The organism is Streptomyces sp. NPDC050211, assembly GCF_040656035.1.
Lineage (GTDB): Bacteria > Actinomycetota > Actinomycetes > Streptomycetales > Streptomycetaceae > Streptomyces.
On record NZ_JBFALC010000035.1, the window covers coordinates 36,370 to 61,334 of the forward strand.

Consider the following 24,965-nt stretch of genomic DNA (forward strand, 5'->3'; position numbering starts at 1 on the left):
GTTCAGCGCCGAGTGGCGCGCCGTGGTGTGTCAGCCGGACAGCGCGGCATCCAGCGCCCGCGCCTGTCGGCGCCAGAACTGCTGTGAGACGTCGGCCTTGTGGAACACCGTGTCGAACCCGTGGAAAGCGCCCGGGACGATGTGGAGTTCGCAGGGGACGCCGCTGTCACTGAGCCGGCGCGCGTACTCGGTGTCTTCGTCGTGGAAGAGATCGAGGGTGCCGACGCCGATCCAGGCCGGAGGAAGACCGGTGAGGTCCTCACGGCGGGCTGCGGCCGCGTACGGGGAGACGTCCGGGCCCGCGACAGCGGAGCCGAGGTAGGACGACCAGCCGTACTGGTTGCTTTTGGGAGTCCAGAGACGCATGTTCCGCGTGTCCAGGTCCGCCGTTCTCGTCGTCGTGCGGTCGTCGAGCATCGGGTAGACCAGCAGTTGGAACACCGGTCGGATCTCGGCGCGGTCATGGGCGAGCAGTGCGAGGGCCGCGGCGATTCCGCCACCCGCGCTCGCACCCCCGATCGCGATGCGGTCGATGTCGATGTGGAGTTCACTCGCCCGCGCGACCAGGCCGCGCAGTGCGGCGTAGGCGTCCTCGACGGCCGCGGGCGCGGGACTGTCCGACGACAGTCGATAGCGGACCGCGGCGACGGTGATGCCGAGTTCGCGGGCGAAGGCGATGCTCGTCCGGTCGTCCTGTTCCGGGGCTCCGAAGATGAGGCCGCCGCCGTGTATCCACAGCAGGGCCGGAGCAGTCGCCTTCAAACCGGTCGGCTGGAAGACGCGGAGCGAGACGGACGGTGCGCCCTTCGGCCCGGGCACGACCAGCTCCTGAACGGTGAGCCCTGTCCCAGGAGCGGCCGGGCGCGGCTTCAGGCTCCGCATGACGCGCGAGGACACGGGCCCGTACGACATCTTGGGGATGAAGCGTCCGAGCATGAGATCGGGGTGGAAGGCACTCATCGGTTTCTCGGGCTCTCTGCTGCCGCACCGGCAGACCGGTGTGCGTTGGCGCGGTGGCGCCCGGCCGGTGCGGTGGCAAGCCATTGCCCGTGGAATGCGGATCGGTTCAGCGTGCATGGAATCGAGACCATGAGGCGCTCCTCCTCATCAAGGGTTTGCGAGATCACGCGCCCCCGGCGCGTGGACAGCGACACGGTGGGGATAGCTAGGAAGCCGCCACGGCGGCACCGATGGGAAGGCCGGCGCGCACCTGCCGGAGGCCCTCTCGGACAAGATCGGGCAGTGCGACGTCGGTGTCGCCTTTTGCCCACATCTCCATGGACGTCCGCAGCACGGCAGCTGCCGCGGCGGCCAGCAGGCGGGGAGTCAAGTCCCGCTCGGCGTCGGTGCCGGTGCGTTCGGCGAAGAGTTCCGCGAGCTGCTGATCGGCCTGCTCGTACGTGACCAGGTGCTGCGCCCGCATCGACGGTTGCTCGCCGACCACGCGCATCAGCACCGCGATGTTGTCCCGTTGACCGGCGTATTGCGCGGCGAAGGACGGAAGCACCTGTGTCAGGGAGTCCCACGGCGGCTCCTCCATGGGCCTGGCGCGCATGGCGTCGAGCAGGGAAGTGCCGCTCCGTACCAGGCCGTCGAGGATCGCCTCCTCGCGACTGGCGAAGTAGTTGCGAAACGTGCGCGGCGACACATCCACTGCCGCAGCGATCGCCTCCGGGGTCGCCGCGTCGAGTCCCTGCTCGACCATCAGGGACCAGGCCGCACGGCTCAATGCCGCCCGGGTCGCCAGCTTCTTCCGTTCGCGCAGGCTCGGCTCTTTCGTCATGCCGACCACCATCCAGGATTTTTTCCAGCTTGGCAAGTTTTCCTTCTTGGCAAGATCGGGTGAGTGTGCCTAGTGTGGGCCGCGGCGGCAGCTCGTTATGAGCCTGGCACTCCACCAAACGCCAGTCACGGCTGTTCGAACGCCCATGCCGCCGATGGTCATCGCCATGGCAAGCCGGTCGCCGGCCCCCCTTCGGGGCAGCTCACCGTGCGCGCCCCTCGGTGCCGTATTCCGATGCGCGGGCATGGTCTGCGACGCGCTGCGGCCACAGCGCGTTCTTCGGGAACGCACAGGGCTGCTGTCGGCCCGGCGCGGGTCGTGCCCTCTCGGCCGGAGCGGTGCGAGGTCACGAAGCCGTAGTCAAGTAGTGGTCGCTGCCAGCGGCTGCCTGTGAGAAGGGAAGTGAGCATGTCGCGAAACGTGGCAGTAATCACCGGCGTGGGAGGTATGGGTCAAGCCATCGCCCGCCGGATCGGCCCAGGTACCCACCTGCTCCTCGCGGACTTCAACGAGGAGACCCTGGACGCGGTGGCCAAGCAACTGCACGACGAGGGCTACGAGGTGACCTCCCTCGTCGTCGACGTCGCCGCACGAGAGTCGGTCGCCGCGCTCGCCGAGCGGGCCGCTTCTCTGGGAGAGGTGCGTTCCGTGGTGCACACCGCCGGGCTGTCCCCCGTCCAGGCTCCTGTCGCGGCCATCCTGGCGGTCGACCTGCTGGGCGTGGCCCTGGTACTGGAGGAGTTCGGCAAGGTCGTCGCGCCCGGTGGGGCCGGGGTGGTCATCGCCAGCATGGCCGCCCACCACCACCCGCCCATCCCGGGCCCGGACGCGCTGCAGTTGGCCACCGCCCCGGCCGACGAGCTGATGTCCCTGCCGATCCTCGCCCCCGGCAACTTCGCCGGCGCCAACTACGCCTATGGCTTCGCCAAGCAGGCCAACCTGTTGCGCGTTCAGGCCGCGAGCACGATCTGGGGAGCCCGGGGAGCGCGGGTCAACGCGATCAGCCCAGGTGTCATCGCCACGCCCATGGGCCAGGCCGAGCTGAGCGGCCCGCACGCCGCCGTCATGAAGGCGATGACCGACGCCTCCAACGCCGGGCGTGTGGGCACCCCCGCCGAGATCGCCGCGGCCACCGAATACCTCCTCAGCCCCGCTGCCGGTTTCATCTCCGGAACCGACCTTCTGGTCGACGGCGGCGTCCTCGCCGCGATCCGTACCGGGCGCCTCGGCTGAGCGACCGCACGGTGTACCAGCGCCGCAGCACCTCGGCTCTCGGTGCCCGTTTCTGAACCGGTGTCTACCGCACCTGGGCGATCCGGACGCGAACCGGCGATTCAACGAAGGAGATTCAGATGAATGAGAAAGTCGATGTTCCCAAGTGTGTTGCCTCCGGGCAGTCCGTGCTGATCGCGCCCCACCTGCACGACGCGGTCCGAGAGTCGGCCATGGTCTGCCCGGCCGCCGCCGTCCACCTGGCGGAGTCGTGAACCGGGTCGTCATTGTCGGCGCGTCGGCGGGCGGGCTGGCCACGGCGGAGGCGCTGCGCAGGCTGGGGTACAAGGCCGGGCTCACACTCGTTGGCGGCGAGAAGCATCTGCCGTACGATCGCCCGCCGTTGTCGAAGCAGATCCTGACGGGGGAGTGGCAGCCGGACCGGCTGCCACTGCGTCGGCCGGAGGACATCGACGCGCTGGGGCTGGACCTACGTCTGGGCATGACCGCGACCGGGCTGGATACGGCGAGGCGGACCGTGGTTCTGGCCGACGGCACCCGCGTGTCGTACGACGCCCTGGTCATCGCGACCGGAGTCCGTCCCCGCGGCCTGCCCGGAACCGAAGGGCTGGCCGGGGCGCACACGCTGCGCACCCTGGAGGACGCTCTGGCGTTCAAGGCGCGGCTGCGGCCCGGGCGGAGACTGGTGATCGTCGGCGCCGGGTTCATCGGTGCCGAGGCGGCCGCCGTGGCCCGAGGGCTCGGGGTGGAGGTCACGCTCCTGGAGGCGGCTCCCCTCCCTCTGGCGCAGGCCGTCGGTGAACAGGCCGGTCAGTTCCTGGCCCAGATCCACCGCGACCACGGGGTCCGGCTGCACACCGGAGCCAAGGTCGCCGGAATCCTCGGCGCCGAGGGCGAGGTCATGGGCGTCGGACTGGCCGACGGAACCGTCCTTCCGGCGGACGACGTGCTGGTGGCCATCGGCTCCCTGCCCAACACCGAGTGGCTGGCCGGCAGTGGGCTCACCGTGGACAACGGACTGGTCTGCGACGAGATCAGCGCGGCCGCACCCGGTGTGTACGGGTCGGGGACGTGGCGCGCTGGTACAACCCACTCTTCGGTACGGCGATGCGCATCGAGCACCGCACCAACGCCGCCGAGCAGGGCATGGCCGTCGCCCGCAACCTGCTGAACCCGGACGCGCGGCGGCCGTTCGCGCCGGTGCCGTACTTCTGGTCCGACCAGTACACGATGAGGATCCAGGCGTACGGATACCTCCGTGGCCACGACGAGGCGCTGGTCATGGAACACGACCCGGCGCAGCGGCGGCTCCTCGTCGCCTACCGGACAGGGGACCGGCTGGCCGGCGCACTCGCCGTCGGCCTGCCGCCAAAGACCGTCCGAGCCCTACGGGCCCTCGTCGCGGCCGGCACCGCATGGGAGTCGGCCGCCAGTGACGCAGCCGCCGCCTGACCGCGAGCTCAACGACTCAGCGACGTCGCCTTCGGCTGCGGCATCCACCAGTGCCTGGGCCAGCCCCTGGCCCGCGTCGAACTCCAGGTGGCCCTTCCCACCCTGCTGCGCAGGCTGCCCGGGCTGCGGCTGGCGGTGCCGCTGGAGGAGCTGCGGTTCCGGCACGACTTGGTCACCTACGGCCTGCACGAACTGCCGGCCGCCTGATGACACGAACCGGCCGACCGCAGGCCCTGACCGGTTTCTGACCAGAGCCACCCGCCCGGTCGGGCGGGGAGGCAGTCCAACGAATGGAGATGCCATGAAGGTTGAAGTAGACGTTCCCAAGTGTGTCGCCTCCGGGCAGTGCGTGATGATCGCGCCCGAGGTGTTCGACCAGCGCGACGAGGACGGCATGGTCGTACTGCTGGACGAGACGCCCGCGCCGGAGGTGCACGAGGCGGTCCGCGAGTCGGCCATGGTCTGCCCGGCCGCCGCCATCCACCTGGCGGAGTGACGCCTGCCGACCGTCGCCCGCCGACGCCTCACCAGGCACCGCCAGTCGTGTGCGGTGCCGACACCCCCACAGCACCCCCCCACAGGAGCATCCATGAGTACATCAACCCCCACGAACGACCCGACCGGCCTGCCCGCCTTCCCCGGCAAGCGTGACGCGCGCTGCCCCTTCGACCCGCCCCAGGAGTACACCGACTGGCGTGAGGCCGAAGGGCTCCAGCGGGCGGTGTCGCACGGCGAGCCGCTGTGGGTGGTGAGCCGGTATGCGGACATCCGCGCGGCTCTGAGCGACCCGCGCCTCAGCTCGGACGACCGGCGTCCCGGCTACCCGGCTTCTTCCGGGAAGCCCAGTGATCTGCCCCAGAGTTTCCAGCGCATGGACGACCCCGAGCACGCCCGGCTGCGGATGATGCTCACCGGGAAATTGACGATCAAACGGGTGGAGCGGATGCGCCCGGACGTCCAGAAGATGGCGGACGACTTCCTCGACCAGATGATCGCCAAGGGACAGCCGGCGGACCTGGTCCGGGACTACGCGCTGCCCATCCCGTCCCTGGTGATCTCCCTGTTGCTCGGAGTGCCCTACTCCGACCACGCGTTCTTCCAGGAGCACAGCAACACCCTGACCGACGCGAACACCACGGAGCAGGGCAAGCGGGTGGCCAGCGGCGCCCTCTTCGGCTACCTGCTGGAGCTGGTGGGGCGCAAGGAGCGCGAGCCGGGCGACGACCTCATCAGCCGTCTGATCGGCGAGCGGGTCGCCACCGGCGAACTCACCCGTGAAGACGTGGCGATGGACGGCCTCATGCTGCTGATCGCCGGCCACGAGACCACGGCCAACATGACCGCCCTGAGCACCCTGGCCCTGCTGGAGCACCCCGACCAGGCAGCCCGCATCCGCGACACCGACGACCCGGCCGTGGTCGCGAACGCGATCGAGGAACTGCTGCGCTACCTGACGGTCCCCCAGGACCACGTCTGGCGCGTCGCCACCGAGGACCTCACCCTCGGCGGACAGCTCATCCGGGCCGGTGAGGGAGTGACCGTCAACCTGCCCGCCGGCAACCGCGACACGGCCTTCCTCGACCGGCCCGATGCCCTGGACGTCGACCGCAACTCCCGCGGCCACGTCGCCTTCGGCTACGGCACCCACCAGTGCCTGGGCCAGTCCCTGGCGCGGATGGAGCTGCAGGTGGCGCTGCCCACCCTGCTGCGCAGGCTGCCCGGGCTGCGGCTGGCGGTGCCGCTGGAGGAGCTGCGGCTCCGGCACGACATGGCCGTCTACGGCGTCCGCGAACTGCCGGTCGCCTGGTGACCGGCGAGGCGGACAGCGCCCTGCGCAGTCAGCCACCACAGGCCCCGGCTCACTGAGCCCGGGCACACCGAACGGGGCCGTCCTGAGCGGCGGCGGCCCCACCGCGCCGTGCTCCGTGGGGACAGGGGGTACGGCGCGCATCCCGGGCCTGGCAGCGGATCACATGTCCCACCGCCGCCGGCCCGCGGACACCGGTCCGCAACGCAAGGACCACCGCCGACCATCAGGCGGGATCAGACCGCACGCACAGAGGCGTGAAACGCACATAGAGAAGAGGAATACCCATGAGCGGCACGGGATTTGAAGGGCGCAGCGTTGTCGTCACCGGGGCCGCATCGGGCATCGGCCGCGCCGCGGCCCTGATGTTCGCCGAGGAAGGCGCGAAAGTCCTCGTCACCGACCTGGACAAGGCCGGTGCCGACGAGACAGCGAAGGTGATCGAGACGGCGGGAGGCACCGCCGTCGCGGTGGCCGGGGACCTCAGCGACCCGCAGGTGGTGGACGAGGTCGTGGCCACCGCCGTGCGGACCTTCGGCAGCCTGGACGTCCTGGTGAACAACGCCGGCATCGGGGACAGCATGTCGGCGCTGGCCGACGTCGAGGACGCCGAGTGGGAACGCGTCATACGGGTCAACCTGACGGCGCCCTACCTGCTCACCCGGGCCGCGCTGCCGCACATGCTGGCCGCGGGCCACGGCAGGATCGTGTTCACCGCGTCCGAGGCCGGGTTCCGCGGCAGCGTGTCCGGTGCCGCCTACACCGCCTCCAAGCACGGTGTCGTGGGCCTGGTCAAGAGCCTCGCCGTCATGTACCGCAAGCAGGGCATCCGCACCAATGCCATCGCCCCCGGCGGGACACAGACCAACATCCTCACCAACTCGCTGGGCACGGAACCCGACAAGATGACGGCCCTCGTCAACACCGTGTCGGGCAAGGCCCAGTCCGACGGCGGGACGGCTCCGCACGGGCCGACCATCCTGCGCGACATCCTCCGCAGCAACCCCGGCCGGCGGTCCACCCCGGAGGAGCAGGCCGCCGTCATCGTCTTCCTCGCCTCCGATGCAGCCGAGATGATCAACGGCGCTGTCCTGCCGGTCGACGACGGCTGGTCCGCCGTCTGACGAGCCGCCCCGCGCTCCGGCCGACACCCCGGGGCGCGGGTTCGGGCCGCTGGCCGCACGGGCGGGAAACCGCCCCGGCCGGTCTCCAAATCCTGCCCTCGGCCGTCACCGCCAGGACCGCTGGAAGGCCCGCTCACACCATGAAGGATGTACGACAGTGACCGCACCAGCACCGACGGCTCATCCCGTAGATCCACGAACCCTGCTGAGTGGTCCGGAACACCGCACGTTCCGCCCTCTGCTGTGCTGGCTGGCGTCGATGAATCGTGCGGAAAAGGCCCATCCGCAGGTCTCACGCTGGGGCGTGCCGGCCCTGTGCGCCGCGTTCGGCCTGCCCTCCCTCCTGGACGCGGCCGACGGACCCGGCGTCCCGGCGGTCCTGGCGCTGATCGCCGGGCTCACCGTCCCGCTGCTCTGGCGCAAGCAGCACCCCATGACGGTCTACGCCATCACCGCCGCCACCGCCGTGGCGGCACTCCCCCTGGGAATCCTGACGGCTGCGGACGCCGGGCGCCTGGTGGCCCTGCTCAACGTGGGCCGCCGTGGAACCGCCCGCCAACTGGTCGTTGCCCTGGCCGTCGGCCTCGCGCAAGGGATCGCGGCGTACGTGGTCTATTCGTCCGACGGGCAGCTCGACCACTTCCTGCAGGCTCCCGTGCTGATCCTGATCATGCTGCTCGACGTCGTGGCGATCGCCGGGCTGGGTGTCATCAGCCGACTCGTGAACTCCTACATCACGGCCCTGCAGGACCGTGCCGTGCGCCTGGAAGTGGAACGCGACCAGCGTGCCCGCCTTGCCGCAGCCGCCGAACGCGCCCGCATCGCCCGCGAGATGCACGACATCCTCGGCCACACCCTGTCCGTCGTCGTGGGCCTGGCCAACGGCGCCGCCGGACTCACCGAGAAGGAGCCCAAGCGCGGCGCCGACACCCTGCGGCTCATCGCCGACAGCGGGCGCAACGCCCTGGGCGACCTGCGCCGCCTCCTCACCGTCATCCACCACGAGCCCGGCGAACCCGGCACCGCCCCCCTGCTCGCCCCCCAGCCGGGTCTGGCCGACCTCGACGCCCTGCTGGAACGGGTGAGGGCAGCGGGCCCCAGCGTCACCCTGCACACCGAGGGCGAGTTGGAAGGACTCGCCACGGGACTCCAACTGGTCGTCTACCGCATCGTGCAAGAGGCCCTCACCAACACCCTCAAACACGCCGCACCCGACCCGACCATCCAGGTCGCCGTCTGCGTGGACCACAAACTGGTCCACGTCACCATCGAGGACACCGGCCCGCATCGTGCCCGGCACGGGGTCGACCGGAACGACGGCACAGGCCAGGGCCTGGTCGGCATGCGCCAGCGCGCCGCCCTCTACCAGGGCAGCATCACCGCCGGCCCCAACACCCGCGGCGGCTGGACCGTCCGCGCCGTCCTCACCCCCACCGCGGCCGGCTCCACACCCTCCACGTCTCGGCCGGCCTCCCGGCCTCACAGGCACCAGGACGACCTCCACGGGCAGAGGCTCACCCTCCCCACCCCGGCACAGACCACGGGAAACCGCCCGTCATGACCACCGTCCTCATCGTCGACGACCAAGCCCTGCACCGCTTCGGCTTCACCATGCTCCTCGAACAGCACCCCGACCTGACCTTGGTCGGCGAAGCAGCCAACGGGGCCGAAGCGGTCAGGATGACCGCCGAACTCCACCCCGACGTCGTCCTCATGGACATCCGCATGCCCGGCATGGACGGCATCGAGGCCACCCGACGCATCGTCACCTCCGGCAGCCGCTCCCGCGTCCTGGTCCTGACTACCTTCGACCTCGACGAAAACGCCTACGCGGCCCTGCGCGCGGGCGCCAGCGGATTCCTCCTGAAGGACGTCAAGCCCGACGAACTCGTCGCCGCCATCCGCGCGGTGGCCGCCGGAGACGCCGTCATCGCGCCCGGCCTCACGCGGAAACTCATCGACGTCTTCAGCCAGAAGATCAGCCACCGCAGTCGCGATCAGGAACGCCGGCTCGCCTCCCTCACCGACCGCGAACGCGAGGTCCTCAACGCCATCGCCTGCGGCTACAGCAACGCCGAGATCGCCGCCCACCTCCACGTCGCCGAAACCACCGTCAAGTCCCACGTCGGCCGCATCCTCGCCAAGACCGGTGCCCGCGACCGCGTCCAGGTCGTGGTCTTCGCCTACGACGTGGGACTGGTCCGGCCGGCATGAACCCGGCCCGCTCACGGGGCGGTTGCCGGTTCAGGCCCGGCTGGTGGTGCGCGGCCCGTTGTACTGCTCGTCGGTGACCGGCTCCCGACACTCGGTCTCCGGGGTGCCGTCGCCGAGACCCTCCCACATGGCGATGTGCTCCATGAAACGGTCGGACACGGCGCCGTGCCAGTGCTCCTCGCCGGGCGGGCAGGTGACGGTCTCGCCGGGGTGAGCCTCGAAGACCGTGCCGTCGCGGGTACCGATCAGGGCGGTGCCGAAGACGACGTACAGGGCCTGGCCCAGGGCGTGAGAGTGCCAGTGCGTGCGCGCGCCCGGCGAGAAACGCACCAGGTTGGCGCGCATCCGGGACGGCTCCTGGCCGGCGTGGATCACGTCGAACCACACGACACCCGTGAACCAGTCGGCTGGCGCCTTGACGGTGGCCTGCTGCTTGGCGAACTCCATGGTGCTTCTCCTGGCGAAGGCGCTGGGACATGGCCGTGATGCGGCGATGGGCCGCTTCGGGCGCTCGTGCTGCGAGTTTCCGTGGGTGTCAACCGGCTGGGTTGTGCGTCTGTCCGGAGGTGTGGGGGCGGGTGGTGGACGTGCTGGTCCAGCTGGCGAGGATGTTGAGGGCTTCGGCAGAGGGGGACGCCGGCTCCGGGGTGTAGATGACCAGGGTCTGTTCGGGGTCGCCTTCTACTGCCAGAACCACGTAGTCGAGAGTGAGGTCGCCGACGAGCGGGTGGTGGAGGCGTTTGGTGCCGCTGGTGTGGGCGATGACGTCGTGGTCGGCCCACAGGCGGCGGAAGGTGTCGCTGTGCAGGGACAGCTCGCCGATCAGCTCGGTGAGCTGCGGGTCGTCGGGGTGACCTCCGGCGTACAGGCGCAGCAAGGCCACGCAGTCGCCGGCGACTTGGTCCCAGTCGGCGTACAGCGTGCGGGCGGCCTCGTCGAGGAAGACGAAGCGGGCGAAGTTGCGTTCGCGGCGTGGCCGGGCTTCGAAGTCGGTGTAGAGGGCGTGGGCGAGCTTGTTGGCGGCCAGGACGTCCAGGCGTCGCCCCTGGACCACCGCGGGGACGCTGAGAGAGTCCAGGGTCCGGTACAGGACCGGGTGGACTCGCTGGGGGGCGAGCGGCCGCTTGCGGCGGGTCCGGGCGGGGGTGGGCTGGGTGAGATCGAAGAGGTGGGCGCGTTCGGTCTCATCGAGTTGTAGGGCGCGGGCAACGGCGTCCAGGACGGTTTCGGAGACGCCCTTGGTGCGTCCTCGCTCCATTCGGACGTAGTAGTCGACGCTGACCCCGGCGAGCTGGGCGACTTCCTCACGGCGCAGCCCCGGTACGCGGCGGGCGCCGCCGTGCGGGGCGAGACCGGCCTGTTCGGGGGTGATCCGGGCCCGGCGGGTGCGCAGGAACTCACGGATCTCGCTGCTGCGGTCCATGGGTCCACCGTACGGCCGGAACCGGCAGGTCGGCGCCCTGGAAGGGGGTACTGGCAGACCCCCGGAAGAGCGGTGCCCTTTACGGCGGCCCACGGGGCGTTCGCGGGTGGTTGCCTGGATAGCGGGCTCACGACACTGCCCACGGCATCCGCACGACGATGTCGATGTGCGCAGTATGTGCGAGAAAGAGCGCATAAGGGATCGGTAATGCCCGCTGTCTGCCCCTGCGCCATACGTCTGGAGAAGAGGACAACCCTCGTGGCATCGAAACTGACCGGCACCGTCGCTCTCGTCACCGGCGCGAGCAGCGGGATCGGCGCCGCCACCGCCCGCCAGCTCGCCGAGCATGGTGCATCCGTCGCGCTCGTGGCCCGCCGCAAGGACCGCCTGGAAGAACTCGCCGCCGAGATCGAGAAGGCGGGCGGCACCGCGCTGGTGGTGGAAGCGGACATCGCTGACCGTAACCAGGCCGAAGGGGCCGTAGAGCAGGTCGTCGAGCGGTTCGGACGGCTGGACACGCTGGTCAACAACGCCGGACTGATGCTCCTGGGCCCCGTGGTCGGCGCGGACGCCGAGGAGTGGGACCGCATGATCGCCGTCAACCTGCAGGGCCTGCTCTACACCACCCGTGCCGCGCTGCCGCATCTGCTGCGGGCCGCCGAACAGGCCCCGCGCCAGGTCGCCGACATCGTCAACATCAGCTCGCAGGCGGGCCGCGTGGCCAGCAAGGGCTACGGCGTCTACAACCTCACCAAGTTCGGCGTGAACGGATTCACCGAGTCCCTGCGCCAGGAACTCGCCCAGCGCCACGTGCGCGTCGGTGTCCTGGAACCGGGCGCCGTGGAGACCGAACTGGTCGGCCACAACACGCCCGAGGTCCGCAGCGAGCTCGTCGACCCCTTCATCGGGCGGATCGAGGTCCTCACCGCCGAGGACATCGCCGACGGCGTCGCCTACATGGTCACCCGCCCCCGGCGCTCCGCCATCGGCGAGCTGTGGATCATGCCCACCGAACAGGGCTGACCCCCCATCCATCGCCCGGCCGCCACAGTCAATCACCCCCCACACACACCGGGCGCCGTATGCGCAGCCCGACGTAAGGAATCCTCATGAGCAAGGTCATCTTCATCACCGGTGCCGGACGCGGTCTCGGCACGGACATCGTCCGCGAGGCCCTGGCGGCCGGCCACCAGGTCGTCGCCACCGGCCGCCGCCCCGAGGAGGTCGAGAAGACCCTCGGCGGGCCGCAGGACAACCTGCTGGTCACCAAGCTGGATGTGACCAGCCTGGAGGACGCGCAGGCGGCCGCGCAGGCCGCGGTCGACCGGTTCGGCCGCATCGACGTCCTGATCAACAACGCCGGTAATTTCTTCGCCGGCTACTTCGAGGAGGTCTCGCCCGCGCACATGCGGCAGCAGATCGAGACCAACCTCTTCGGCCCGATGAACGTCACGCGTGCCGTCCTGCCCGTCATGCGCGCTCAGCGCGACGGCCACGTCATCACGATCTCCTCGCTCGCCGGTCAGGTCGGCACGGAGTTCACCTCCGCCTACGCGGCCTCCAAGTTCGCCGTCGAGGGCTGGATGGAGGCCCTGCACCACGACATCAAGCCGTACGGCATCCGCACCACGATCGTGGAGCCCGGCTACTTCCGCACCGAGCTGCTCGTGGACGCCTCCACCACCTGGCCCGAGCCGACCATCGACGACTACGCCGAGCGCACCACCGCCACGGTCGCAGCCTGGAAGAGCATCAACGGGCAGCAGCCCGGCGACCCCGCCAAGCTCGCCCACGCCCTGCTGACCCTCGCCGGCCAGGACCAGCCGCCGCTGCGCTTCGTCGCCGGTGCCGACGCCATCGAGGGCGTCTCGGCCAAGGCCAGGGAACTCCTCGCACAGGTCGAAGCCTCCCGTGAGCTGGGCGGCAACCTCGGCCACGACGACACCAACGCCTGAGCGTGGCGTCCACGCCGGCCACGGCCTGCGAGGAGAAAGACACAGCCCCGTGAAAGCAGTCCCATTACATGGTCATCCAGCGTCGGCCTACGACCTGGAAGTGGCCAGACAACCAAACCAGCGATCCAGGAGTTACGCGATGACGAACAGGCTGACCCACACCACACGGACGTTGGCGGCCAGGAGGGTCTTGGTTCTCGGTGTTGCCCTGACGAGCCTCGCAACCCCCATCGCGTTCGCCGGCAGCGCGAGTTCCGACTCGGGTGTCACGGTCGCCAATGCGAGCGCCACGGCGAAGCAGGACACGATCACCAGCTTGGCGGCCTTCGAGAAGACGGTCCGCGCAGACCGCACTGTCACGCGCAAGCAGGTCACGTTCAAGAACGGGGAACTCGACATGGCCGGCGTGCAGTTCGCGCCGGCCGAGATGAAGCCGGGCAAGAAGTACCCGGCGATCGTCGTCGTGCATCCGGCCGGCGGGATCAAGGAACAGACCGCAAGCCTTTACGCCTACCGCATGGCGCAGCAGGGCTACATCGCGCTGGCCTATGACGCATCCCACCAGGGGCAGAGCGAAGGGCAGCCCCGTCTGCTCGAAGACCCCGCACAGCGGGTGGAAGACGTACGCAGCGCGGTCGACTACCTCACTTCGCTTCGCACTGTTGATCGTGAGCGGATGGCAGCTCTCGGCATTTGCGCTGGCGGCGGATACGCGATCAACGCCACGATGACTGACCACCGCATCAAGGCCGTCGCCGGCGTGGCCTCGTTCAATTACGGTGACGGTGTCCGTCAGGGCTGGAGGGGAACGGGAACTGCCGAGGAGCTGCGCGCCGGTCTTGAGGATGTCGCTCAGGAGCGCACAGCAGTGGCCAACGGCGCTCAGCCCACGATGCTTCCGTACGTACCCGACTCGGTTGAGGGTGTCACCGAGCCCGACATGGTGGAAGCCAGCGAGTACTACCGGCAGGCGGACCGGTGGAAGCATGAAAACTCGCCGAACCGTTTCCTGAAGAGCAGCATGGACAAGATCTACGCGTTCGACGCCTTCGACGGTATCGACACCTTGCTGACGCAGCCGCTGCTCCTGATCGCCGGTAGCGAGGCCGGCTCGAAGTGGCACAGCGATCGGGCGTACAAGGAGGCGAACGGTGAGAAGGAACTCTTCGTCGTCCCGGGTGGTACTCACATGAGCATGTACGACAAGGACGTGAACAGGGCGGTGCCCAAGCTGGCTGAGTTCTTCGGAAAGCAGCTCAAGCACTCCGCGAACTAACGGCAGTCAACGGAACACCGGCGAGACGATTCCGGTCGTGGTCGCCGGTGTTCCGTTGAGGTGTTCCGTGAGCAGTTCCCACTGCCTCGGCTGCGGTGCCCCTTCCTGAACGCCGTACCTCCTCCGGCCCGCCTTTCTCCGCCCACAGAGAGCCGTCTGATGACCCAGCCCAAGGAACTCGTCGTCCTTCATCCGGCGCCCCAGTCCACCGAACGGATCTTCAGCCCGGAAACCCTGCGCCGGCTGCACGAGGAGTTCGAGGTCCTCGACCTCGATGGCCACCCCGACGCCGAACGGCAGCTGGACCTGGCGCTTCCCCGGGCCTTCGCCGTGGTCGGCCAGCCCGACCTGCCCGCCGGACGCGTCGAGCGTGCCGTCCGCCTGCGCGCCCTGTGCAACGTCGAGGGCAACTTCTTCCCCAACGTCGACTACGCGGCCTGCGCGGACCGCGGCGTCCGCGTGCTCGGCTGCGGACCCGCCTACGCACAGGCCGTGGCCGAGTACTCCCTCGGTCTCGCGCTCGACCTGGCGCGGGGCATCACCCGCGAGGACCGCGCCTTCCGGGCCGGCACCGAGGGGTACACCTTCGCGGCCAACTCCGACTCCATTCTGCTGCGCGGCGCCGAGATCGGCTTCATCGGCTTCGGCAACCTCGGTCGCGCGCTGCACGAACTGCTGGTGCCGTTCAGGGCCGTTGTCCGGGTCTACGACCCTTGGCTGCCGGACAGCTACCTGGAAGAGGCCGGAGTCACACCGGCCTCGCTCGACGAGGTACTGGAGGGCAGCCAGGTCCTCTTCGTCCTGGCCACGATCACCGAGGAGAGCGAGCGACTGCTCAGCGAGGCACGGCTGCGCCGACTGCGCCCCGGTGCCCGGCTGGTCCTGGTCAGCCGGGCCGCGGTCGCCGACTTCACCGCCCTGGTCGAGCTCGTGAGAGAAGGCCGCTTCGTCGCGGCACTGGACGTGTGGCCCGAGGAGCCGGTGCCCGCCGAGCACCCCGCCCGTGCGGTGGAGGGGCTCGTCCTGTCCGCGCACCGGGCCGGCGGCATCCCCGCTGTTTTCGAGAAGATCGGCGAGATGGTCCTCGACGACCTCCTGCAGATCCGGGCGGGACTGCCGCCGGTGCGCATGCAGGTGGCGGCCCGGGAGCTCGTCCACCGCTACCGCAGCCGTCCGGTCACCACCGCCGCCGGAGCGAGGAACTCATGACTGCTCTGCGAGTCGCCGTGGTCGGTGCCGGCTTCATGATCGGTGTGCACATCCCGCGCCGCCCGTGTCACCGCCGCACGCCCGGTGGCAACCGGCTCTGTCGCGGCGGCCGGCCGCACTGCTGAGCCAGCCGGAACGGGCACCCGACATGGCGGGGCAGGCCCGCTCCGAACCGGCCGGTAGGGGCTTGGGGCCACCGGAGGGGAGGCGGCTCACTGCGGCGTCCCCCGGGCATGTCGGTCCCGGTGGCATGTACGGCGGCGAGGACGAGCAGGGGAGCCAGGCCGAGGCCGCCCATGGTGGCGTAGCCCGCCAGGTCGCGGAGGTGTCCTTCGCCGTCCACAACATCCTCGCGTCGATCGCCGACGAGGAGGAACGCTTCGCGACGATCCTCACGCCGCTGCCGGCCAGGTCGCGGTGGACGCCGGACGAGGCCAAGCGTCGCGCGGGCCAAGCGTCGCGCGGGCCGGTCGCCAAGCGGGTCACGCCGCTGGAGAAGATCAGCGCCATCCACACCCTCGCCAAGGACGAGGAGGTCGCTGCGACGCGCGGCAGCACCACGAGCCCCACCGTGTCGTCGGAGCGTTTGACGATCTGAAGGGTGAGCCCGCACTTCTCGGCCGCCCAGTCCACCAGCCGGCCCGCATAGCCGTCGTCCGCCCAGACCAGGTGGATGGAGACGAGACAGTCCACGACCAGGTGCCGCTTGCGGCCTGCCCCATCTTCCTTCTTCCGCCGTCCCAGCTGGACGTTGAACGCGGGATGTGCGCCGCCGCCCACAACGACTGCGAGTCCACGATGGCAACCGTCGGGTCCGGTGAGTGGCCTTCCTGCTGACGGGCCTTGTCGCGCAGCCGGTCGTGGAGTTCTGCGAGCAGACCCGTCACCCGGCAGCGGCGGGCGAACACGTGCGCGCGCCGGTACGGCGGGAAGTCACGGGGCAGGTTGACCCACTTGACGCCGTTGTCGACGACATGGCGGACCGCATCCAGCAGCAACGGTGGCAAATAGCCCTCCGGCCGCCCGCCCCTCCTGAAGCCATGCGGGAACCGGCAGCAACGGCCTGACGATGCCACTCCGCCTCCGTCAGATCGGAGCCGTAACACCGCACGCTGCCCGGACTGTCCGCCATTGTGATGTCGCGTTGGATTCTGCGGAGGGCGAGCACGAAAGACTGCGGCACAGGGCCTCCTGGCGCTGCTCGGTCGGGATCGCAACCCCGAGCTCCCAGGAGGCCCTGCCGTTGTGCCACGGCTGCCGAGAGATCACCCGAACAGGAACCGTGTCCGACTGATCAAGACTGTCGAATGGTAAGCGGAAGGCTTCTACGGCAGGGGCGAATTGCCGTACCCACCGTCGGAGCTCGTCCCCAGCTTGGCCCCGACGTCGATCATCGCAAGCATCGGTTCGCTCAATCGCGCGCCCTGCACCCGGATGTGAGCGAAGCCGTCCTCGATATCCGCGATGTCGGCGGCGGTCAGCTGGACCTGAAGCGCGTCCATGTTTTCGTCCATGTGCCCCTGTGTGATCGGCCCCGGAATGGGCACGATCCACGGCTTGCGGGCGAGCAGCCAGGCGAGCGCTATTTGGGCAGGCGTCGCTTGCTTGCGTGCACCCACGCGCTGCAGCAGTTCGACGACGGGCCAGTTTGCGCGGCGGGCCTCCGGGGTGAAGCGGGGGAGCGTAGCCCGCAGATCCGCGGGGCCATGCACCATCAGCGGGGTGACGGTGCCGGTCAGATAACCCATCCCGAGCGGACTCCACGGCACGAACCCGATACCCAGCTCTTCACAGGCCCGGAGAACTTCTATCTCCGGATCGCGGGTCCAGACGGAGTATTCGTTCTGCACCGCCGTGACGCGCTGCACTTTGTGCGCGCGCCGAATGGTCGCTCCGCCCGCGGCAGAAAGTCCGAAGTGGCGGATTTTGCCCTGGGAGATCAACTCCTGGACCGTCCCGGCCACCTCCTCGATGGGCACCTTGGGATCAACGCGGTGTTGGTACATGAGATCGATGTAATCGGTCTTCAGGCGCCGGAGCGACTGATTGGTCACCCGCTTGATATGGTCAGGACGGCTGTTGAGTCCCTGAATCTGCCCGTCCCGCCCGATGTCGAACCCGAACTTAGTGGCGATAACCACCTGGTCGCGCATCGGCGCCAGTGCCTTGCCGACTATCTCCTCGCCAAGGTACGGCCCGTAGACTTCGGCGATATCGAAGAACGTGACGCCCCGGTCATAGGCCGCCCGGATTACCCGGATCGCTTCCTTCGTGTCGATCGGCGGTCCATACATACCGGCGAAGTTCTGGCAGCCGAGCCCCAGGGCAGACACTTCCAGTGAGCCGAGCATGCGGCGCTGCGTGCTCGACGGGCGTGAACTCGGCGCAGACGGTTTTGGTGTTTTCGCCTGCGCGGTTGAAAGAGGCAGGACAGATGCTGCGCCCACTCCAAGGCCGGCGGCCATGAATCCACGGCGTTTCACGACGGTTCTTCTCCTCTTCGTTCTTTGACTCAGCTTGGGTTTGCTGAAGGCGGCTGATCGTTGAGCGCGCGAGATGCCGAAAGGTCGCAGTAGGCGTGAAAATGAGCCCGCAGGGGCGGCGACCTTCTGCTCGGCTGAGGCGATGTGCAATTCCTGAATCGCTGTGTTGGTTGGCTTGGCCGCTTTCAAGCCACAGTCAGACGATTCGTGACCATGCAATGGGGCTGATTTCGCGGGACTATGCTTTATCTCGCCAAGCCGTCCCCCTGCTCGAATTCAGTTAAGCATCCGCAGACCCGGTGTCGGCTGCTGGAGGGGGTCTCCTTCGTCCAGGGGTCTGCCAGTACCCCCGTAGAGCTCGTAACACGATCTTGTTGGGTTGACCGTGGATCGTGGATGGTGATTGTGGGCGCTGATCGAGCCGCTGCTGCCGACCTGGCCCGATCGGTCGCCGGGCCCGCGGCCGGTGACAGACCGGCTTTGCGTCTGGGGGTTGGCTCCGGGCAGACCTGCTGGCGCCGCATGGAGTGGTGGCAGCAGGCAGGAGTCTTCGATCAGCTGCACCGCGTCCTGCTACTCGAGCTGAACGCGGCCGGCGAACTTGACGGGTCCAGGGCGTGTGTGGACGGCTCCCACATCCGTGCGGACAAGGGGGTGCCGACACCGGTCGTCGCCGGTCGACCGGCGCAAGACGGGCAGCAAACACCACCTGAACTGCCACGGTCGCGGAATTCCGCTCAAGGTCATCACGACTGCGGCCAACGTCAACGTCGTCACCCAGCCCCTCGCCCTGGTCGACGCATCAGGCAGTCCGTCCAATAGGTGCGCGATGCGCGGGGCGTCGTAGCCGGAGTCGAGGACCACCGCAACTCTTCGGGTTTGCCTCGTGCCACTGCCCGGCGACGATGAGCCGCTCGACGACATCGCGCAGCTGGACGCCGGTGACAGCGGCAAGGTCGACGCCGGGCTGAAGGCGGAGCGCATCCAGCGCCGCAATCCACGACGTGCGGCGCCTCCAGCGCGGCCACGACCGAGTAGGGCCGGCCTGGGATCATCTGGTGCTTGGCATCACCCCGGCAGCAGGTGTGGCAGAAGGAGCGGTTCGGGCAAGTGGCGGCGTCCGGCCGCAGCCAAGGCGAAACGTCGGCCGCCAGGACCAGGCGGCCGACCACCGCCTTCGACAGCGGAAGCCCGGCAATCGTCCGCCGCAGCCGGTCAACGCCAGGCGCCTCAGCAGGGCGTCGGTGAGCTCGAACAGCGCGTCACCGCGTCCGGGCAGGCAGTCGTAGAAGTCGCCACGGAAGCGTGACAGCGTCGAGAACACCTCTTACTGGCCCCCTGTTGCAGCACGCTCGTCTCCACAGTCGCGGTCTGGTCAGGTGCGTCCTTGGTGGAGCACATGATCAGGCCGAGGCCACCCGCGTGTCCGGCACAGAGCTGGACGGCGGTCAGCGCTCGATGGCGGCCATGCCGCTCTCGTCGTGGCGCTCGCCGGCGGGCGGGGTGAGGTTGTTCAGCCGTTCGAGCTGCCCGGTGCTGAGCGCGATGCGGTCGGCGGCGGTGTTCTCCTCGACGCGGGCGGCCCGCTTGGTGCCGGGGATCGGGGCGATGTCGTCGCCTTGCGCGAGGAGCCAGGCCAGGGCGATCTGGGCCGTGGTGGCGTCGACCTCGGTGGCGAGGGCCTGGACCTCGTCGACGATGCGCAGGTTGAGCTGGAGGTTCTCGCCGGTGAAGCGCGGATTGGTCTTGCGCCAGTCGTCGTCGGCGATGTCGTCGGTGGAGCGGAACGTGCCGGTGAGGAAGCCGTGGCCGAGCGGCGAGTAGGGCACCAGGCCGATGCCGAGTTCGCGCAGCAGCGGCAGCAGTTCGGCCTCCACGTCGCGGGTCCACAGGGAGTACTCGGTCTGCAGTGCGGCGACCGGGTGGACGGCGTGGGCGCGGCGGATCGTCTCGACCCCGGCCTCGGACAGGCCGATGTGGCGGACCTTGCCCTCGGCGACCAGCTCGGCCAGGGCGCCGACGGTTTCCTCGATGGGGGTGTCGGGGTCGACCCGGTGCTGGTAATACAGGTCGATGTAGTCGGTGCCGAGCCGCTTAAGGGAGCCTTCGACGGCGGTGCGGATGTTCGCCGGGCTGCTGTCGAGGACGTACGGTCCGCCGCCGGCGTGCGAGTACATGCCGAACTTCGTCGCCAGGACGACCTGGTCACGGCGGCCTCGGAGGGCCTGGCCGACCAGTTCCTCATTGATGAACGGCCCGTAGATCTCAGCCGTGTCGAGATGGGTGACGCCCAGGTCCAGTGCCCGGTGGATGGCGCGGATCGACTCGGCGTCATCGGTGCTCGCACCGGAGTAGAAGGCGGACATTCCCATGGCGCCCAGGCCGATCCGGGAGACGTTCAGCCCACCGAGTGAGACGTGCTGCATCAGATAGCTCCGTTCTTAGGTTTCCGATTTCCGGGCGCACTCGCCCCTCATCCAGGCAACCACCCGTCGGCCACGACCGGGCCCGCGTACGGGGTACTGCTTTTCGGGGGGTCCGCCAGTGCCCCCTTCGACGACGCCGTCACCGGGGCATGGATCGGGCCGGTACGGCGGGACAGGGGCAGGCCGGTGCCGTCGTGGGCGTGGGCGATGATCTCGGCGGTGATGGAAATGGCCGTTTCCTGGGGGGTGTGGGCGCCCAGGTCGAGTCCGATCGGGGAGTTGAGGCGCGCGAGGTCCGCCTCGGGTACGCCGGCGTCCCGCAGCAGTTCCAGGCGCTGTTCATGGGTGCGCCGCGAGCCCATGGCCCCGATGTAGCCGACCGGCAGGCTCAGCGCGAGGCGGAGAAGGGGGATGTCGAACTTGGCGTCGTGGGTGAGGACGCAGATGGCGGTACGGGAGTCCATTTCGGTGGCGGCCAGGTACCGGTGCGGCCAGTCGGCCACGACCTCGTCCGCATGCGGGAAGCGCGCGCGGGTGGCGAAGACAGGGCGGGCGTCGCAGACCGTGACCCGGTAGCCCAGAAAACGCCCCGCCTCGCTCAGCGCATCGGCGAAGTCGACGGCACCGAAGATCAGCATGCGGGGAGGCCGGGCACTGGTGTGGACGAGAACCGACAGCCGCTCGGGGCAGGTGTCGGCGTCTCCTCCGACCTCGATCCGGCCGGTGCGGCCGGCCCGCAGCAGCGCACGTGCCTGCGCCGCGACGACCTCGTCCTCGCGTCGCCCGCCCAGGATTCCGTCGTACGGGCCCTCGGCAGGCACGTAAAGGGTGCTGCCGAGGAGTTCTTCCGGGCCGTCCACGATCTGGGCCACCGCGGCGGGCCGGCCCGCCACCATCTCGGCGAGGGCTGCGGTGAGATGGGGCTGCACCATGGGATCCACCCGCTGTACCAGGATCTCGATCTCGCCGCCGCAGGTCAGGCCCACGGCGAAGGCGTCGGAGTCCGAGTAGCCGAAGCGCGTCAGCACCGGAGCACCGCCGGATTCGAGGGTCTCGCGGCACAGTTCGTAGACCGCTGCCTCCACGCAGCCGCCGGAGACGCTGCCGACCACGTCGCCGTCGGCGCTCACGGCGAGCGCGGTGCCGGGCGGCAGGGGTGCGCTGCCGCTGACATCGACGACGGTGGCGAGGGCGAAGGGCTGGGCTTCCCGGCACCAGGCGTACAGCGTTTCCGCGATGTTCAGCATGGACGGGTCTTCCTCAAGGACGTGGTGAACGGGCCGCCGCCGCACCGCCGGGGGGACGGAGTTCGCGGCGGCGGCCCTGGTGGGCCCTGCATGGCGGGGGGTGGCGGGGGGTGGCCCGCAGGGCGGTCGTGGCGAGCCCGGTTGCTCAGAGCAGGGCTTCGGCCGTGATGGGCAGGTGGCGGATGCGGCGTCCGGTGGCGTGGAAGACCGCGTTGGTGAGGGCGGCGGCCACCCCAAGCTGGACGACTTCGCCGATGCCCTTGACGCCGATGGGGTCGGCCTCGTGGTCCTCGCCGTCGAGGTAGATGGCCTTGAGGTCGGGGATGTCGGCGTTGACGGGGACGAGGTAGTTGGCGAGGTCGGCGTTGACGATGCGGCCGTCGCGCTGGTCCATGACCGTGTGCTCAAGGAGGGCCTGCCCGATGCCGCCGACCATGCCGCCGAGGGCCTGGCTGTCGGCGAGCTTGGGGCTGATGACGCGGCCCACGTCGTACACGCCGAGCATCCGCCGCACCCGGACAAGACCGAGGCGGGCATCGACGGCGACCTCGGCGAACACCGCGCCGTAGGAGTGCACCGAGGCCCGGTGAGACTCTTCGGGGGTGTAGGAGCCGAGCACCTCGAGGTGGGTGCGGTCGTTGCGGGCCAGCAGCCGCTGGTAGGTCTCCCCGCGCGTGGGGTTGTCCTTCACGTACAGCCGCCCGCCTCGTACGACGACTGTGGCGGCGTCGGCGCCGTACAGCGGCGAGTCCTCGTCCTCGACGGCGAGTTCGATTGCCTGCTTGCGCAGCTTGTCGCAGCCGTCCTGGACGGCGGAGCCGACGTTGGCCATGGTCATGGAGCCGCCGTGCGGCGGGGTCACCGGCATACGGGAGTCACCGAGCCGGAAGGTCACGTTGCGCATGGTCAGGCCGAGGGCATCGGCGGCGAGCTGACTCTGGGAGGTGTAGGTGCCGGGGCCCATGTCGCTGGTCGCGGCCTCGACCAGGGCCGTGCCGTCGGCGTTGAGCCGGACCGACGCCTGGGCTGCCCAGTAGAGGTGGTGGTAGACGCCGACGGCCATGCCGGTGCCGATCAGCCAGTCACCGTCGCGGGTCGAGCGGGGCTTGGGGTCGCGGCGGTCCCAGCCGAACTCGCGGGCGCCGGTGGTGTAGCACTCGCGCAGCCGCCGGGTGGAGAACGGCAGTCCGTTCGACTCGTCCTTGGCCGGCTCGTTGCGCCTGCGCAGCTCGATCGGGTCGATGCCGAGTTCGTGGGCGAGTTCGTCCATCGCCGACTCGACGGCGAAGGAGCCGGTGGCGTAGCCGGGCCCGCGCATCCAGCACGGCGTGTTCACGTCGAGCGACACCGTCCGGTACTCCTGGCGGACGTTGGGCGTGCTGTAGAGCATGTGACCGGGGGCCAGGATGCCCTCTTCCGTGAAGTTCTCATAGGTCGAGGTCTCGGCCGTCACGTCGTTGACCATGGCGGTCAGGCGCCCGCGCCGGTCACTGCCCAGGCCCAGCCGGAACTCGTACGTGGGCCGGTAACCGACCCCGAAGTAGAGCTGCTTGCGCGAGAGCACGAGTTTCACCGGGCGGCCCGTCTCACGGGCGGCGACGGCCGCGATCGTGACGTGCGGCCAGGAGCGGATCGCGCCGCCGAACCCGCCGCCGACGAACGGCGAGATGACCCGGATCGACTCCTGCGGGATACCGAACACGGCGGCCAGCTCGACCTGCGTGCCGGGCACCCACTGGGTCTTGTCCCACAGGGTCAGCCGGTTGCCGTCCCAGCGGGCGATGGTGGCGTGCGGCTCCATCGGGTTGTGGTGGTTGCGGCCTGTCCGGTACGTCACGTCCAGCCGTACGGCGGCGGAGTCGAGCGCCTTGTCCGCGTCGCCGCGCGCGTAGGTGACGGGCTTCCAGTCCGGGCGGTCGGCCGGGTCGGCCATGTCGGTCGACGGCTGCCGGGCGTCGTAGGAGACCTTCACCAGGCTTGCCGCGTGCTGCGCCGTCTCCAGCGTGGTGGCGACGACGACGGCGACCGGCTGCCCGTGGAAGAGGACCTGGTCGTTCTGGAAGACGTGCAGTCGATCGCCCTCCAGCGGGTCGATCGAGGCGGGGTTGTCGCGGTAGGCCAGCTTGGGCGCGTTGAGGTGGCTGATCACCTTCAGGACGCCGGGCTGGGCGAGGGCGGCGCGGGTGTCGATGCCGGTGATCCGGCCGCGGGCGACGGTGCTGTCGACGACGACGGCATGGACCACGCCCTTGATGTCGTGCTCGGCGGCGTACGTCGCCTTCCCGGTCACCTTCAGACAGCCGTCCACGCGGGAGAGCGGCGCGCCGACGGCTGCCTGCGGCTGGGGGCTCACTTGGTACCTCCTACGACGCGCAGCTGGCGTTCGACGGTCCGTTTCAGCAACTCGACCTTGAAGCGGTTGTGCTCCAGGGGGCGGGCCCCGTCGGCTGCCTGTTCGGCCGCCGCGGCCCACAGGCTTTCGGACGGCCGCTCGCCGATGAGGTGACGCTCGACCGCGGGCAGTTTCCACGGCACGGTGCCGACGCCTCCGGCGGCGACCTTCGCCTCCTGGATCCGTCCGCCGCGTACGTGCAGGGCGACGGCCGCGGAGGTGAGGGCGAACTCGTACGATTGCCGGTCGCGGACCTTCAGGTAGCCGGACTTGAGGGGACGGGGGTGGGCCGGGATCTCCACGGACGTGATCAACTCGCCCTGGCGGAGGGCCTGTTCGCGGTTGGGGGTGCTGCCGGGCCGCAGCAGGAAGTCGGCGAAGGGGAGACTGCGTTCCCCGTCCGGGCCGAGCAGGTGGACGGTCGCCTCCAGCGCGGCGAAGGCGACGGCCACGTCGGAGGGGTGGGTGGCCACGCAGTCCGCGGAGGTGCCCAGGATCGCGTGGGTGCGGTTGAAGCCTTCCAGTGCCGCACAGCCGGAGCCCGGCTCGCGCTTGTTGCAATTCGCGCTGATGTCACGGAAGTACGTGCAGCGGGTGCGCTGCATGACGTTCCCGCCGATGGTGGCCATGTTCCGCAACTGGGCCGACGCGCTCAGCTCCAGCGCCTGCGAGATCACGGGGTGGAGGGTGCGCACCTTGGGATGGGCGGCGGCCTCGGCCATCCGCACCAGGGCGCCGATGCGCAGGCCCCCGCGCTCGGTGACCGTCACCTCCCGCAGGGGCAGAGCGGTGATGTCGACGAGTGTTCTGGGTCGTTCGACGGTCTCGCGCATCAGGTCGACCAGGGTGGTTCCGCCGGCGATGTAGCGTCCGCCGCGCCGGCCCGCGTCCAGGGCCTCGCGGGTGGTGTCCGCCGTGGTGTAGGAGAAGGGGTACATGGC

22 protein-coding genes and 4 pseudogenes are annotated in these 24,965 nt (G+C 69.6%); 16 read left to right on the forward strand and 10 right to left on the reverse strand.

Annotated elements, in window-relative coordinates:
- Positions 1 to 30 precede the first annotated feature (30 nt).
- Both AB0I98_RS29565 and AB0I98_RS29570 read right to left on the reverse strand, forming a co-directional pair.
- Positions 31 to 960 (reverse strand): alpha/beta hydrolase, encoded by a 930-nt coding sequence (locus tag AB0I98_RS29565; protein ID WP_362947315.1) that lies wholly within the window; start codon positions 958 to 960, stop codon positions 31 to 33.
- A gap of 205 nt (positions 961 to 1,165) precedes the next feature.
- The gene (locus AB0I98_RS29570) at positions 1,166 to 1,783 is read right to left on the reverse strand and encodes a TetR family transcriptional regulator (RefSeq protein ID WP_362947317.1); all 618 of its coding nucleotides are present in this window, start codon (positions 1,781 to 1,783) and stop codon (positions 1,166 to 1,168) included.
- Between the two features lie 408 nt (positions 1,784 to 2,191).
- On the opposite strand from AB0I98_RS29570, the gene AB0I98_RS29575 reads away from it, so the two are divergent.
- The 9 genes and pseudogenes from AB0I98_RS29575 (at position 2,192) to AB0I98_RS29615 (ending at position 9,613) form a co-directional block, all read left to right on the forward strand.
- Positions 2,192 to 3,016, forward strand: coding sequence for an SDR family oxidoreductase (locus AB0I98_RS29575; RefSeq protein WP_362947319.1), 825 nt, complete (start codon positions 2,192 to 2,194; stop codon positions 3,014 to 3,016).
- Between the two features lie 119 nt (positions 3,017 to 3,135).
- The gene (locus tag AB0I98_RS29580; protein WP_362947321.1) at positions 3,136 to 3,270 is read left to right on the forward strand and encodes a hypothetical protein; all 135 of its coding nucleotides are present in this window, start codon (positions 3,136 to 3,138) and stop codon (positions 3,268 to 3,270) included.
- Positions 3,267 to 4,468 (forward strand): annotated as a pseudogene (locus AB0I98_RS29585) (FAD-dependent oxidoreductase). Before AB0I98_RS29580 ends, AB0I98_RS29585 begins: the two are co-directional and overlap by 4 nt.
- Before the next feature lie 24 nt (positions 4,469 to 4,492).
- Positions 4,493 to 4,675, forward strand: a pseudogene (locus AB0I98_RS29590) (cytochrome P450); the annotation flags it as partial.
- Between the two features lie 94 nt (positions 4,676 to 4,769).
- Entirely contained in the window at positions 4,770 to 4,964 is a 195-nt protein-coding gene (locus tag AB0I98_RS29595; RefSeq protein WP_307079882.1) for a ferredoxin, read from the forward strand.
- Between the two features lie 93 nt (positions 4,965 to 5,057).
- Positions 5,058 to 6,278 (forward strand): cytochrome P450, encoded by a 1,221-nt coding sequence (locus AB0I98_RS29600; RefSeq protein WP_362947323.1) that lies wholly within the window; start codon positions 5,058 to 5,060, stop codon positions 6,276 to 6,278.
- 284 nt (positions 6,279 to 6,562) lie between these two features.
- Positions 6,563 to 7,399, forward strand: a complete 837-nt coding sequence (locus tag AB0I98_RS29605) for an SDR family NAD(P)-dependent oxidoreductase (RefSeq protein ID WP_362947326.1) — start codon at positions 6,563 to 6,565, stop codon at positions 7,397 to 7,399.
- Between the two features lie 259 nt (positions 7,400 to 7,658).
- On the forward strand, positions 7,659 to 8,960 hold the full coding sequence (locus AB0I98_RS29610; protein ID WP_362947329.1) for a histidine kinase: 1,302 nt from the start codon (positions 7,659 to 7,661) through the stop codon (positions 8,958 to 8,960).
- On the forward strand, positions 8,957 to 9,613 hold the full coding sequence (locus tag AB0I98_RS29615; protein WP_362947332.1) for a response regulator transcription factor: 657 nt from the start codon (positions 8,957 to 8,959) through the stop codon (positions 9,611 to 9,613). Before AB0I98_RS29610 ends, AB0I98_RS29615 begins: the two co-directional genes overlap by 4 nt.
- A 30-nt stretch (positions 9,614 to 9,643) precedes the next feature.
- Here AB0I98_RS29615 and AB0I98_RS29620 read toward each other — a convergent pair whose 3' ends face one another.
- Positions 9,644 to 10,060, reverse strand: coding sequence for a cupin domain-containing protein (locus AB0I98_RS29620; protein WP_362947334.1), 417 nt, complete (start codon positions 10,058 to 10,060; stop codon positions 9,644 to 9,646).
- A gap of 88 nt (positions 10,061 to 10,148) precedes the next feature.
- Positions 10,149 to 11,036, reverse strand: coding sequence for a helix-turn-helix transcriptional regulator (locus AB0I98_RS29625; protein ID WP_362947337.1), 888 nt, complete (start codon positions 11,034 to 11,036; stop codon positions 10,149 to 10,151).
- 258 nt (positions 11,037 to 11,294) lie between these two features.
- Between AB0I98_RS29625 and AB0I98_RS29630 the strand changes: the two genes are divergently transcribed.
- The 6 genes from AB0I98_RS29630 (at position 11,295) to AB0I98_RS29655 (ending at position 16,543) form a co-directional block, all read left to right on the forward strand.
- On the forward strand, positions 11,295 to 12,059 hold the full coding sequence (locus AB0I98_RS29630) for an SDR family NAD(P)-dependent oxidoreductase (RefSeq protein WP_362947339.1): 765 nt from the start codon (positions 11,295 to 11,297) through the stop codon (positions 12,057 to 12,059).
- 86 nt (positions 12,060 to 12,145) lie between these two features.
- A complete protein-coding gene (locus AB0I98_RS29635; protein WP_362947342.1) occupies positions 12,146 to 12,991 on the forward strand; it encodes an SDR family oxidoreductase in 846 nt (281 codons plus the stop codon).
- Positions 12,992 to 13,130: 139 nt separating this feature from the next.
- Entirely contained in the window at positions 13,131 to 14,267 is a 1,137-nt protein-coding gene (locus tag AB0I98_RS29640) for an alpha/beta hydrolase (protein ID WP_362947345.1), read from the forward strand.
- Between the two features lie 159 nt (positions 14,268 to 14,426).
- Positions 14,427 to 15,476 carry an NAD(P)-dependent oxidoreductase gene (locus tag AB0I98_RS29645; RefSeq protein ID WP_362947348.1) on the forward strand — a complete coding sequence of 350 codons (1,050 nt, stop codon included), beginning with the start codon at positions 14,427 to 14,429 and terminating at the stop codon, positions 15,474 to 15,476.
- 250 nt (positions 15,477 to 15,726) lie between these two features.
- Positions 15,727 to 16,074, forward strand: a complete 348-nt coding sequence (locus AB0I98_RS29650) for a DUF6192 family protein (protein WP_362947351.1) — start codon at positions 15,727 to 15,729, stop codon at positions 16,072 to 16,074.
- Between the two features lie 223 nt (positions 16,075 to 16,297).
- Entirely contained in the window at positions 16,298 to 16,543 is a 246-nt protein-coding gene (locus AB0I98_RS29655) for a hypothetical protein (RefSeq protein ID WP_362947354.1), read from the forward strand.
- A gap of 258 nt (positions 16,544 to 16,801) precedes the next feature.
- Here the strand turns inward: AB0I98_RS29655 and AB0I98_RS29660 are convergent, their stop codons facing one another.
- Positions 16,802 to 17,959 (reverse strand): aldo/keto reductase, encoded by a 1,158-nt coding sequence (locus AB0I98_RS29660; RefSeq protein WP_362947356.1) that lies wholly within the window; start codon positions 17,957 to 17,959, stop codon positions 16,802 to 16,804.
- Between the two features lie 670 nt (positions 17,960 to 18,629).
- Here AB0I98_RS29660 and AB0I98_RS29665 point away from each other — a divergent pair.
- A pseudogene (locus tag AB0I98_RS29665) lies at positions 18,630 to 18,728 on the forward strand (IS5/IS1182 family transposase); the annotation flags it as partial.
- Positions 18,729 to 18,763: 35 nt separating this feature from the next.
- Here AB0I98_RS29665 and AB0I98_RS29670 read toward each other — a convergent pair.
- The 5 genes and pseudogenes from AB0I98_RS29670 to AB0I98_RS29690 form a co-directional block, all read right to left on the reverse strand.
- Positions 18,764 to 19,283: pseudogene (locus tag AB0I98_RS29670) on the reverse strand (transposase); the annotation flags it as partial.
- Positions 19,284 to 19,407: 124 nt separating this feature from the next.
- On the reverse strand, positions 19,408 to 20,385 hold the full coding sequence (locus AB0I98_RS29675) for an aldo/keto reductase (protein WP_362947359.1): 978 nt from the start codon (positions 20,383 to 20,385) through the stop codon (positions 19,408 to 19,410).
- 47 nt (positions 20,386 to 20,432) lie between these two features.
- Positions 20,433 to 21,632, reverse strand: coding sequence for an XdhC/CoxI family protein (locus tag AB0I98_RS29680; protein ID WP_362947362.1), 1,200 nt, complete (start codon positions 21,630 to 21,632; stop codon positions 20,433 to 20,435).
- 145 nt (positions 21,633 to 21,777) lie between these two features.
- The gene (locus AB0I98_RS29685; RefSeq protein ID WP_362947364.1) at positions 21,778 to 23,985 is read right to left on the reverse strand and encodes a xanthine dehydrogenase family protein molybdopterin-binding subunit; all 2,208 of its coding nucleotides are present in this window, start codon (positions 23,983 to 23,985) and stop codon (positions 21,778 to 21,780) included.
- Positions 23,982 to 24,962 (reverse strand): xanthine dehydrogenase family protein subunit M, encoded by a 981-nt coding sequence (locus AB0I98_RS29690; RefSeq protein WP_362947367.1) that lies wholly within the window; start codon positions 24,960 to 24,962, stop codon positions 23,982 to 23,984. Before AB0I98_RS29690 ends, AB0I98_RS29685 begins: the two co-directional genes overlap by 4 nt.
- Positions 24,963 to 24,965: the final 3 nt, after the last annotated feature.

Excerpts from the sequence above, each read along its gene's own strand:
- AB0I98_RS29615 (WP_362947332.1), top strand. The coding sequence starts at position 8,957 with ATGACCACCGTCCTCATCGTCGACGACCAAGCCCTGCACCGCTTCGGC.
- AB0I98_RS29610 (WP_362947329.1), top strand. The coding sequence starts at position 7,659 with ATGAATCGTGCGGAAAAGGCCCATCCGCAGGTCTCACGCTGGGGCGTG.
- AB0I98_RS29595 (WP_307079882.1), top strand. The coding sequence starts at position 4,770 with ATGAAGGTTGAAGTAGACGTTCCCAAGTGTGTCGCCTCCGGGCAGTGC.
- AB0I98_RS29635 (WP_362947342.1), top strand. The coding sequence starts at position 12,146 with ATGAGCAAGGTCATCTTCATCACCGGTGCCGGACGCGGTCTCGGCACG.
- AB0I98_RS29600 (WP_362947323.1), top strand. The coding sequence starts at position 5,058 with ATGAGTACATCAACCCCCACGAACGACCCGACCGGCCTGCCCGCCTTC.
- AB0I98_RS29690 (WP_362947367.1), bottom strand. The coding sequence starts at position 24,962 with ATGTACCCCTTCTCCTACACCACGGCGGACACCACCCGCGAGGCCCTG.
- AB0I98_RS29580 (WP_362947321.1), top strand. The coding sequence starts at position 3,136 with ATGAATGAGAAAGTCGATGTTCCCAAGTGTGTTGCCTCCGGGCAGTCC.
- AB0I98_RS29565 (WP_362947315.1), bottom strand. The coding sequence starts at position 960 with ATGAGTGCCTTCCACCCCGATCTCATGCTCGGACGCTTCATCCCCAAG.
- AB0I98_RS29675 (WP_362947359.1), bottom strand. The coding sequence starts at position 20,385 with ATGCAGCACGTCTCACTCGGTGGGCTGAACGTCTCCCGGATCGGCCTG.
- AB0I98_RS29605 (WP_362947326.1), top strand. The coding sequence starts at position 6,563 with ATGAGCGGCACGGGATTTGAAGGGCGCAGCGTTGTCGTCACCGGGGCC.
- AB0I98_RS29575 (WP_362947319.1), top strand. The coding sequence starts at position 2,192 with ATGTCGCGAAACGTGGCAGTAATCACCGGCGTGGGAGGTATGGGTCAA.
- AB0I98_RS29680 (WP_362947362.1), bottom strand. The coding sequence starts at position 21,632 with ATGCTGAACATCGCGGAAACGCTGTACGCCTGGTGCCGGGAAGCCCAG.
- AB0I98_RS29640 (WP_362947345.1), top strand. The coding sequence starts at position 13,131 with ATGACGAACAGGCTGACCCACACCACACGGACGTTGGCGGCCAGGAGG.
- AB0I98_RS29570 (WP_362947317.1), bottom strand. The coding sequence starts at position 1,783 with ATGACGAAAGAGCCGAGCCTGCGCGAACGGAAGAAGCTGGCGACCCGG.
- AB0I98_RS29645 (WP_362947348.1), top strand. The coding sequence starts at position 14,427 with ATGACCCAGCCCAAGGAACTCGTCGTCCTTCATCCGGCGCCCCAGTCC.
- AB0I98_RS29625 (WP_362947337.1), bottom strand. The coding sequence starts at position 11,036 with ATGGACCGCAGCAGCGAGATCCGTGAGTTCCTGCGCACCCGCCGGGCC.
- AB0I98_RS29650 (WP_362947351.1), top strand. The coding sequence starts at position 15,727 with ATGTACGGCGGCGAGGACGAGCAGGGGAGCCAGGCCGAGGCCGCCCAT.
- AB0I98_RS29620 (WP_362947334.1), bottom strand. The coding sequence starts at position 10,060 with ATGGAGTTCGCCAAGCAGCAGGCCACCGTCAAGGCGCCAGCCGACTGG.